The organism is Thalassotalea sp. G20_0, assembly GCF_017744175.1.
Lineage (GTDB): Bacteria > Pseudomonadota > Gammaproteobacteria > Pseudomonadales > Endozoicomonadaceae > Endozoicomonas.
In genome coordinates this window covers 283,872-293,870 of record NZ_JAGHQV010000001.1, presented here as the reverse complement: position 1 = coordinate 293,870, position 9,999 = coordinate 283,872, and the positions used below count along the sequence as shown (strand labels likewise).

8 protein-coding genes and 1 tRNA gene are annotated in these 9,999 nt (G+C 47.5%); 6 read left to right on the top strand and 3 right to left on the bottom strand.

Annotated features, from left to right (window positions below):
• Positions 1-508 (bottom strand): transposase (locus J7438_RS01180; RefSeq protein ID WP_503003878.1); only part of this gene is annotated, 508 nt, incomplete at its 3' end.
• A gap of 397 nt (positions 509-905) precedes the next feature.
• On the opposite strand from J7438_RS01180, the gene J7438_RS01175 reads away from it, so the two are divergent.
• A complete protein-coding gene (locus J7438_RS01175) occupies positions 906-1,349 on the top strand; it encodes a hypothetical protein (protein WP_209275099.1) in 444 nt (147 codons plus the stop codon).
• A gap of 438 nt (positions 1,350-1,787) precedes the next feature.
• On the top strand, positions 1,788-4,232 hold the full coding sequence (locus J7438_RS01170) for a macro domain-containing protein (protein ID WP_209275098.1): 2,445 nt from the start codon (positions 1,788-1,790) through the stop codon (positions 4,230-4,232).
• A 523-nt stretch (positions 4,233-4,755) separates the two neighbouring features.
• On the opposite strand, the gene J7438_RS01165 is transcribed toward J7438_RS01170, so the two are convergent.
• Positions 4,756-5,736: a transposase gene (locus tag J7438_RS01165; protein WP_209275097.1), complete on the bottom strand. Its 981-nt coding sequence runs from the start codon at positions 5,734-5,736 to the stop codon at positions 4,756-4,758.
• A gap of 234 nt (positions 5,737-5,970) precedes the next feature.
• Here J7438_RS01165 and J7438_RS01160 point away from each other — a divergent pair, with 234 nt between their 5' ends.
• A complete protein-coding gene (locus J7438_RS01160) occupies positions 5,971-6,321 on the top strand; it encodes a hypothetical protein (RefSeq protein WP_209275096.1) in 351 nt (116 codons plus the stop codon).
• A gap of 341 nt (positions 6,322-6,662) precedes the next feature.
• Here J7438_RS01160 and J7438_RS01155 read toward each other — a convergent pair.
• Positions 6,663-6,749 (bottom strand) — tRNA-Leu (locus tag J7438_RS01155).
• Between the two features lie 327 nt (positions 6,750-7,076).
• Between J7438_RS01155 and queA the strand changes: the two genes are divergently transcribed.
• The 3 genes from queA to yajC all read left to right on the top strand — a co-directional run bounded on the left by queA (position 7,077) and on the right by yajC (position 9,931).
• Positions 7,077-8,105, top strand: coding sequence for a tRNA preQ1(34) S-adenosylmethionine ribosyltransferase-isomerase QueA (gene queA, locus J7438_RS01150; protein ID WP_209275106.1), 1,029 nt, complete (start codon positions 7,077-7,079; stop codon positions 8,103-8,105).
• 175 nt (positions 8,106-8,280) lie between these two features.
• Positions 8,281-9,396: a tRNA guanosine(34) transglycosylase Tgt gene (tgt, locus tag J7438_RS01145; RefSeq protein ID WP_503003877.1), complete on the top strand. Its 1,116-nt coding sequence runs from the start codon at positions 8,281-8,283 to the stop codon at positions 9,394-9,396.
• 187 nt (positions 9,397-9,583) lie between these two features.
• Positions 9,584-9,931 carry a preprotein translocase subunit YajC gene (yajC, locus tag J7438_RS01140; RefSeq protein ID WP_101746272.1) on the top strand — a complete coding sequence of 116 codons (348 nt, stop codon included), beginning with the start codon at positions 9,584-9,586 and terminating at the stop codon, positions 9,929-9,931.
• Positions 9,932-9,999: the final 68 nt, after the last annotated feature.

Genomic DNA, 9,999 nt, shown 5'->3' with positions numbered 1-9,999 from the left:
CCTGACTTTTGTAACGACCTTCCCAAAAGCGCCCTTTGCACTCATCCTCTTTATTGGCCAGCCGGGCTAAATATTCGTTGAGACAGCGCATGAACCAGCTGATATCCATTAAGCGACCTCGGTACTCTTGGGCATATTCTTCGACACGCAGCAGCTCTGCTTTGCCCAGCTGATCGCCGACAAGAAAACGCTGAACCAGGTGCGGGCCTGAAAAAAGCTGCGTCCAGCGTTGTAAGACTTCTTTGGTGTCCCATTTTTTGGCTTGCTGACTATTGATATGGAGCACCACATGATAATGATTCGACATCACCGCATAAGCACAGACTTCCAGGGCAAAAATACCAGAAAGCGCTTTCAACCGATCAACCACCCACTGCCTGCGATGCTCAAAGTTTTTGCCTGAGAAATTGTCTTTGCCGCATAGGAAGGCCCTGCGAACACAGCGTGCCATGCAGTGGTAGTAGGGCGTACTGGCTGGATCTATGAGGTTTTTTCGGGCGGTCGTCATGTCATTTTTTTGGTTACTGGGTAGATTTCCTTAATGCCCTTAAGAGGCTCCAGAAGAAAAATAGACAGTGTGGCCGATTAGTCAAATTTTGGGGTGTCCTTTATTTCATTTCTTCTCTTTTTGGGTGTCCTTTATTTCCTTCCTTTATTTCCTAAGCCCGATTTCGACTGGGAAAAGTTTATTAATTAAGCCCGATTTCGACTGGGAAAAGTTTATTAATAGTCTGCTGACAGATAATGCCACACCGGAACTTTCCAATCTTTAGGCTGTCTAAAATATATTGAGAAAATCTGATAGCCCCCTTTGCCATGACAATTCCAGGGGCATAAATTCGCTTTAACCGTGTGGAATCCCGGGGTGTGGGAAATGTCTGACAGCGTCCCACAGGCATTTGGCGGTGAAATCACGAGGTGACTGGTCGGTGAATGGTACTTCTGGAGGTGTCGTATATCCACAGGCTACCCAAGCCTATGGTGCCATTGAAACGGTGTCAGGCTCACCTGATCGTCCGGCTAACCTGACAGCGAGAGCAACTGCATTTGGGCGGCGTTGTTGTGTTAGTGGTTGTGTGAATAGTCGCCTGAGTTCTACGGTCGCGATAGTGGGTGGCTATCTGTTGCTGGTTGGCGGTGGTGTGGGCGGTGCTCTTCTCTATTCCCGGTCCATTGGGCTGGGGCTAGATGACCTTGAGACAGAAACCAACGTCGTCTATGGCGGCCTGGCCGGTTTAGTGGTATACGCAGCAGGAGTGTGTTGTCTAGGTGCCTGTAAACGGGTTATGGGTACAAGGGATGTCGAGGCAGCTCAGGGTCGGGAAAATTTACCTGCCGATGCTGATTGAACGTATTATTCAGCTATTTATTGCCATTCTTGGTGCTGCCCGGGCAGGCGCTTCTTCCGGTTAGCCAGTGGAGCAGTCTGTTTTTCCATCACCTGTTTTGGAGCTATGTTCCTAAATTTCAGTCTATTAAAACTATCTTTGAGGCTGTTCGAGAATAGCGCCCGTAGCGAGGATTGCGAGAAATTGAGGCTAAAAATTTCTGATTCTGAGGAGAATAGCGGGGCTATTTGACGAAGATGCAGGAATTTTTAGACCAATTTATCGCAACCGCACGACTGCATGGATGCAGGAGCTAGAGCAACGCAGGAGCAGTTGCCGTGTAGGGCAGCCTATTCTCGGACAGCCTCCCAGGTAAAAAATAGTTATGGGTCTGTGGTTGATTTGTTTGCTTGTACAATTAAATAAAGGCCCACGCAGCAATATTTTAAGGAGGCTGAAATGTATGGTGCCATTAGAAATTTCTGTGATCAGGTTTGCAATTATGGCCCTCTCGAATTGCAGAAATGTGGTATTAATAAAAATAATCAATTTGTCTGTGGTCGGACGGTTGATTCAATTGATAACAAGCGCCTGCTGGTAGAATTGACAAAGTACCCAACCCTGGAACATATCATTGGCAAAACCACTGTCTCGAAACATGAACTGCCAGTGAATTACCATAATTTAGCGTCTGTTACTGAAAAAACACTACCTGGTGGCAGGGTAACACTGGTTACTTGCCATGAGGGGTTATTGGCATGGGCCGGACGTAAAAATGGTGAAAAAGCCTACGGTATTGTGAGCTCCGTCGACCAGTACATGAAGTTGGACAGAGGTATTGCAGAGGCAATCACAAACAGGCTTGGAGGTCATGGCGGTCAATATCATCATTGGGCGTCCCGGCAACCTCAAATAAATTTTGGGGAATGTCTCACTTTTGACTTTGTCAGTGCATTCAAACCCCCTGAATTAAGTAACTGCCAGACGGTTCACAATGTATTGGTTCCTGTATCAGGCCACAGGTCGTTTGAGGCAATGCTTAAAAAGGCTGTTTTCGAGGTTTTTATTGAGGCTTATCGCAGAGGCCTGGACCGGATTTTCTGTCCTTTGCTCGGTTGTGGTCGTGCCAGTGGCTCGGGAACAGCATTGGCAAAAGCGGTTCTGGCAGCCCGGGATGACTTTGCATTAACAGGCAGGCAGCCACCAGAGCTGATTCTGGTGGGCAGGTCCTCTGAGGCTGCCGATATAAAAGCGTGCATAGCCTTTGACGATCAGTGGTATGCGTCAACCCCCGCATCAAGTCTGCCGGTACACAACGTGACAACGCCCACCAGCCCCGGGGCCATGGAAATTGACACGGCAACCAGCACAGGCAGTGGTGACAACAGGTCAAGCGTGCTGATTCCTGGTCAGCTGGCAATAGTGATGAACCCGGATAATGGTATGTTCGGTTATGCCAGGGAACTCTCGAAACAGGGCATACCCTTTGATCTGGTTAATGCCGCAAATAGGAACATGAGTCATGGCGGAGGTATCGCCCTACGGTTTTCAAATGAGCTTGGTGATACATTTAACCAGGCTACTCATGGCAATGCACCGGTTCAAACTGGTATCTGTTATACCACCGGACCCCACAGTTATGCCACTGACCCCAAGTTTGGCTTGCTTCATTGCCAGCATATTCATAACGTGGTTGCCCCGAATAAGGGTGAATATGACGTGAGTGTTAACAGTTCTGATGCAGGGAGGAAAACACACTCAGAACTGCAAAGGTATCAGAAGGATTTCACCAAGGCGTTTGTTTCTCTACTCCTTTCAAGCAGTAATCACGGTAGCAATACCATTGTCAGTTGTTTTATAGGCTGTAATATTTTTCGTGGCAATGGTTCTGATATGGCCGTTGCTCTCCATGGGGCTTATAAGGATCCCCGTATAAAGCGTTTAACCAAAGTGCCCGAATTGATCCTTGTGGGTTGGCAAGGTAAGACTGATCTGGATGTATACGAAAATTTTATTCGGACTTTCAAGAGTCTGAACAGGTCTGATTCCTTAAGTCTACCCTCGGGGAGGACGCGTTTGGGTGCCTTCCCTGCCAGTACTTCAGACACTGTAGGAGTGGGTGGTGCCATCCCAAAAAGAACCTCCCCTTATTTTGGATCGGGCACAGGCCAATCAACCAGATTTATGCCTGACGTTTCAGCGCCAGAGGAAAAGAGTCTGTCTCGAACAAATCTTTTTCTCCGTGACGCCCTGTCTCCGTGGCATAAAGAGGAAGTCATTGAGGGACAATTCCCAAGTGGTGGTAAAAAGGTGATTGATTGCGGCGTCTGCGGTGAATCAACACCCAAAAAAGATTCTCTGCCGTATCAAGGGGTCCAGGTTTGCCGGGAATGTTCAGTTTACTACCGGAATCAAGGCCATGACTTATCCGCAAAGCTTGCAGAAGAGTATACGGCAATCAATTATCTACCTCTGGTAGTCTTTCGCAGCAGAAGAGACTTGCCAGGATACGAGGGAGCAGGCCGCATTGTTGTGGGTATCGATGCCACTGCACCTGTTCAATTGAAAAGTGGACGGATGCTGGAAGTTACCCATAAAAATGCAACTCATTTTCTGCCCGATAATGAATTGGGTAATGAGCTTTACAGGCTGCTTGAGATACTCCATGAAGAGAAGTTGATTTATAAAATTGATAAGTCAAATACTACTGGCAAGTTCGGTATCACATTCAACGTCCATTTGAAAACGTTAGACCACGGTGGTGAGGAAAGACATGGTTATCCAGACAGATTTTACCCCCGTCGGGCTTTAGATGAAATAGCGGGGTTGGCAGCAGTACACGGACTTCAGGATAAACTGGACATGTCAAAACTGGTGAGTTTGGTTTTTGGCGAATCTAGTTAAGGAATTCATGGCAGAAAACCAGTTACTTTACTCCGCTGTTATTCCGTACAGGGATTGTACGGAACCCACCTTGCAAGTTGTATCCCTCGTTCTCTGGCTCGTAGTGACTGTCGCTGACGGGTTGTTGTTACGTGTTGTGGGTCTTGAATTGGAACCACAAAGGTCACAAAGAGCACAAAGGAAAAGAAAAGCTCTTCTTCGTGCTCTTTGCCGTAATAAAAACGTAATAAAAAGTGCATAATAAAAAGTAAATAAAAAGGAAAATAAAAAGGAAAAATAAAAAAGACACCCATTTTTTAAAATAAATAAAAAGGACACCCACTTTTTAAAAAGTGAAGAGAGTACGTCATTTATTCATTTTTTAAATGATAGTATTGATCATTTTAAGAAATTCTCATTAATACCAAGAAAGAAGAGTATAAAAAGTACTCAACAACAGCCAGATAGAAGTCACTATCGAGACAATATAAGAAAGAGCACTCAGATAACGCTGGCCTCATTAAAGTAAATGAAAATGCGTTGATCAGGCAGGATAGAGATCACCACTCACAGACATACCATGAACCCAGCATTTTCCGGCACTTTCTGCATAAGCCTTCAGTGAAGCCAGCTTGCCGACTGCGCGGTGAAAACGATTCTTCCAGCGCATAGTCTCCAGCCATTCATGTGGGTCAATACCCAAGCGCTCCAGGAGAGGTGGCACATCGTCAGTTATACGACCACGTTTGCCTTTGCGGACAATTCGGCCAGACCAGTCAACCAGTTCAAAGTAGCTACTGAGTGGGTATGGAATCGCCTGTTCAGGGTTTTGACCCTGAGCTTTTAACGGTTTCAAGTGCGCCTTTTGTTTTTTTCCGTTTGCGCTGTCGTATGACTCAATGCGCTCTTTAATAGAGGTATGTTCTGAGGTTTCCAGCGTTGCGGCAATTTTTGCCCGGATGGGGTTTAAGTCGACATAGGCCATGCAAGTCAGCAATGCTGCCTCATCTAACAGGGCCTGACTTTTGTAACGACCTTCCCAAAAGCGTCCTTTGCACTCATCCTCTTTATTGGCCAGCCGGGCTAAGTATTCGTTGAGACAGCGCATGAACCAGCTGATATCCATTAAACGACCTCGGTACTCCTGAGCATATTCTTCGACGCGCAGCAGCTCTGCTTTGCCTGGCTGGTCGCCGGCAAGATAACGCTGAACCAGGTGCGGGCCAGAAAACAGCTGCGTCCAGCGTTGTAAGACTTCTTTGGTGTCCCATTTTTTGGCTTGCTGACTATTGATATGGAGCACCACATGATAATGATTCGACATCACCGCATAAGCACAGACTTCCAGAGCAAAAATACCAGAAAGCGCTTTCAACCGATCAACCACCCACTGCCTGCGATGCTCAAAGTTTTTGCCTGAGAAATTGTCTTTGCCGCATAGGAAGGCTCTGCGAACACAGCGTGCCATGCAGTGGTAGTAGGGCGTACTGGCTGGATCTATGAGGTTTTTTCGGGCGGTCGTCATGTCATTTTTTTGGGTTACTGGGTAGATTTCCTTAATGCCCTTAAGAGGCTCCAGAAGAAAAATAGACAGTGTGGTCGATTAGTCAAATTTTTGGGTGTCCTTTATTTTACCAGAAGAAAAATAGACAGTGTGGTCGATTAGTCAAATTTTTGGGTGTCCTTTATTTTTGGTTTTGCACCGCAGCTGACTGAGGCCAGATTAACTGTTCGAAAAGTGTTTAACTCGTCACTGGAGATGGAGGAGATTGAAAAACGACTGCAGACCTATGCTTTATCAGAAAAAATTACGCCATTGCCGGAAATTGCCAGCAAGCTGGAGGTGGGTGTTAGCTTTCTTTCTTATCACTTTCCTGAATTGACTCGTGTTGTGGTGCAAAAGAATCAGGGCTTGCGAAAGGTAGAGAGTGATAAACGATACTATCAATTTACTGACGAGATATCGAAGATCATTGTAGATCTCGAGAAGGAAGGAGCTGTGCCCAGTTATAATAAAGTCAGGTGTCGTATGGTTGAGTATCATGGATTTCGATACAAAGATTTCACTCGATTATGGGGGCAGGCCATGAAGGAGTGGCAAGCCAGCTAAGCTCATATCTCTCCTCTAAGCGTTTCTTTTCACCTACCTCAATTTTTTTAAAAAAATCTCATCAAGCATTCATATTTGAGTGCTTTTTTTGTGCACCTAAAATTTACATTGGTATCTCAGGGTAAAATTCATCACGGAAAAACCAGCATAAATATCGTGAAAGTTCCCAGCATAAAGTTTGGTAAAGTGCAGGTATGAGAAGATGATAGTTCAAGCGAACCAGCAAATAGTTACCGAAAGTTCAAGAAATCAGGAAGGAGATCTGGTGATTACCACCACAAAGACAAAATAAGAGAGAATTTTGTTAGAAGTCACACAACTAGGCTAGAGCTTAATTTAATTGGTACCAGTGGTCGGACTCGAACCGACACGCCCGCAAAGGCAACGGATTTTGAATCCGTCATGTCTACCAATTCCATCACACTGGCATTTGATAAGGCTGAGCTTATGTCATCTGTTCGCTGATTTCAAAACTTTTCTCATTGAGTGAAAAGCTGAGTCTGGCTGGCGAAGTGGCGCTTGCTCAAGTGCGGCGAAGTATATCAAAGAGATTATTGAGATCAAGCAGTTATTGAACAGTGGGAGCAAAAAAGTAAGTTAAGTCCGTAACGTGGCATGGGTTAGCCCTCCTGACACTTCCTTCGTTTTGCAGTATCCTTCGGTGCTTTTTTAATATGACTGGTTTTTCTGTGCTTTTTTCCCATAAGAGGCGTGGGCTGCTTTTGGAAATGAAGACATTAACCACCGGATTGTCCATGCAAGTCAGTGATTTTGATTTTGATCTGCCCGATGAGCAGATTGCCCGGTTTCCTGCAGAGGATCGTACCGGTAGCCGCCTTCTGTGCCTTGATGGCAACAGTGGTGAGGTTCGGCATCAGCAGTTTTCTGATATAGAAAGTCTGCTTGAGCCCGGTGACCTGTTGGTGCTGAATAATACCCGGGTGATTCCGGCCCGTTTGTATGGTCAGAAAGAGACGGGTGGCAAAATTGAGGTGCTGATTGAGCGAGTGGTGGAGGATAACCTGGCGCTGGCCCAGGTTAGGGCCAGCAAGTCGCCAAAGCCGGGCGCTGTGTTATTGCTGGCAGATGGTGCGGTGCGTGTTGTTGTGGAAGGGCGTCAGGATTTTCTGTTTATTCTCCGGTTTGTAACATCGGTTTTACCGCTGCTGCTGGAACACGGCCATATGCCATTGCCACCTTATATTGATCGTGAAGATGGTGATAGTGATCGTCTGCGCTATCAAACGGTGTTTGCGGCAAGGGATGGCGCGGTTGCGGCACCAACAGCAGGGCTCCATTTTGATGAAGCATTGCTGGCGCGTCTTGAGGCCAAAGGCGTTCAGAAAGTATTTGTGACGCTTCATGTGGGCTCAGGAACGTATCAGCCGGTTCGGGTTGAAAAGATTGAAGATCATGTGATGCACGCGGAGTATATCGAAGTTTCTGAAGCTGTCTGTCAGGCGGTGCGGGAAACCCGGGCCAGGGGTAACCGTGTTGTTGCGGTTGGTACCACGTCGGTGCGCAGCCTTGAGTCGGCCTCGGCATCCGGTGAGATTGCCCCGTTCCAGGGGGATTCCAGCATCTTTATTTATCCGGGTTATGAGTTTCGCAGTGTGGATTTGATGGTGACCAATTTTCATCTGCCGCAATCCACCTTGTTAATGCTGGTCAGTGCTTTTGCCGGTCGGGAAAATGTGCTGGCTGCCTATAAGGAAGCCGTTGAGCAAAAGTACCGTTTCTTCAGTTATGGCGATGCCATGTTGCTGACCCGTAAGGCTGACTGAGAATGGTACGGCAAGAGATATAAAAGAAGGGAACCACAAAGGCACAAAGACACAAAGGTTTTTTTGTTTTTTCACAGCACACAGGAAAACGCTTTCTTTGTGCCTTGGTGTCTTTGTGGTTCACAGCTTGTGTTTTACCAAGAGCTATACAACATTCATGACAAGAGAATGCTTTATGCAGTTTGAGCAGCTGGCTACCGATGGCAAAGCCCGTCGTGGTCGGCTGACCTTTCCCCGTGGCACGGTTGAAACACCATGCTTTATGCCGGTGGGAACCTATGGCACGGTAAAAGGCATGTTGCCAAGGGATATTAAAGAGATCGGTGCAGAAATTATTCTGGGTAATACCTTTCATTTGATGCTGCGTCCGGGCACCGAAATTATTCAGAAGCATGGCGACCTGCACGACTTTAACCAGTGGCACGGTCCGATTCTGACGGACTCCGGTGGCTTTCAGGTTTTCAGTCTGGGCAAGTTGCGCAAAATTACCGAAGAGGGCGTTTCTTTCCAGTCTCCGGTGGATGGTTCCAGGGTGTTCCTGAACCCGGAGATTTCCATGCAGGTTCAGCGTGAGCTGGGTTCGGACATCGTGATGATTTTTGATGAGTGTACGCCGGGTGATGCTAATGAAGAGCAGGCGCGTACCTCTATGGAGCTTTCTCTGCGTTGGGCGGCTCGCTCCAAAGCGGCTCACGGTGAAAGTCCTTCTGCCCTGTTTGGCATTATCCAGGGGGGCATGTTTGAAGAGTTGCGTGATGTGTCCCTTGCAGGTCTGACAGAGATTGGCTTTGATGGTTATGCCATTGGCGGTCTTTCCGTGGGTGAAAGCAAAGAGGATATGATGCGTATTCTCTCCCATATCACCCATAAAATTCCCGGGACCCATCCCCGTTACCTGATGGGTGTTGGCAAGCCGGAGGATATTGTCGAGGCGGTTCGTCGTGGTGTCGATATGTTCGACTGTGTTATGCCAACCCGTAACGCCCGCAATGGTCACCTGTTTGTCGATGAAGGGGTGATCAAGATCCGCAACTCGGTTCACAAGATGGACGAGCGTCCGCTGGAAGCGCATTGTGATTGCTATACTTGCCAGAATTTCAGTCGCTCATATCTGCATCATCTGGATAAGTGTGGTGAGATTCTCGGCTCCATGCTGAACACCATCCATAACCTGCGCTATTACCAGCGAGTGATGGCCGGTCTGAGAGGCGCTATCGAAGAAGGTAAGCTGGAAGCGTTTGTTGCCGAGTTCTATCGCAAGCGAGGGCAGGATGTGCCTGACTGGGGTTGATATTTTCTGGATAGTCCCAACTAACAGTCTGTTCATGTAAATCCGGACAGGCTCCTGGGATTGATGCTTTTGGAATTGGGCTCTGCCACCGCTTTTGCCCGCTTTCGGCGCAAGGGTGGGTTCCGGACTGGTTGTTTTTCAGGTAAATTGCTGCGTCAACGGTAATAATACGATTAGGAGTATTGGAATGATTCCTTTCATCAGTCAGGCACACGCTGCTGCAGAAGGTGGTGCGGCTGCTGCGGCAGCTGGACCGGGTATGATCGGTCAGCTGGTGATGCTGGGTGGTTTTGTGCTGATCTTCTGGCTGCTGATCTGGCGCCCCCAGAGCAAGCGTGCCAAAGAGCACAAAAACCTGATTGCCGGTCTGGCCAAGGGTGATGAGGTGGTCACCACTGGCGGTATTCTTGGCAAAGTCAGCAATGTAACGGACGAGTTTGTGACCCTGCAGGTTGCCGACAATATGGAACTGAACTTCCAGAAAGGTTCTGTGGCCGCTACCCTGCCCAAAGGTACCATCAAGGCCATCAAGTAACTTTTAGAAAAGCAGCCTTTTTTGGCTGCTTTCTTTTACCAAATGGACTGTGCCATAGGCCTATGCCG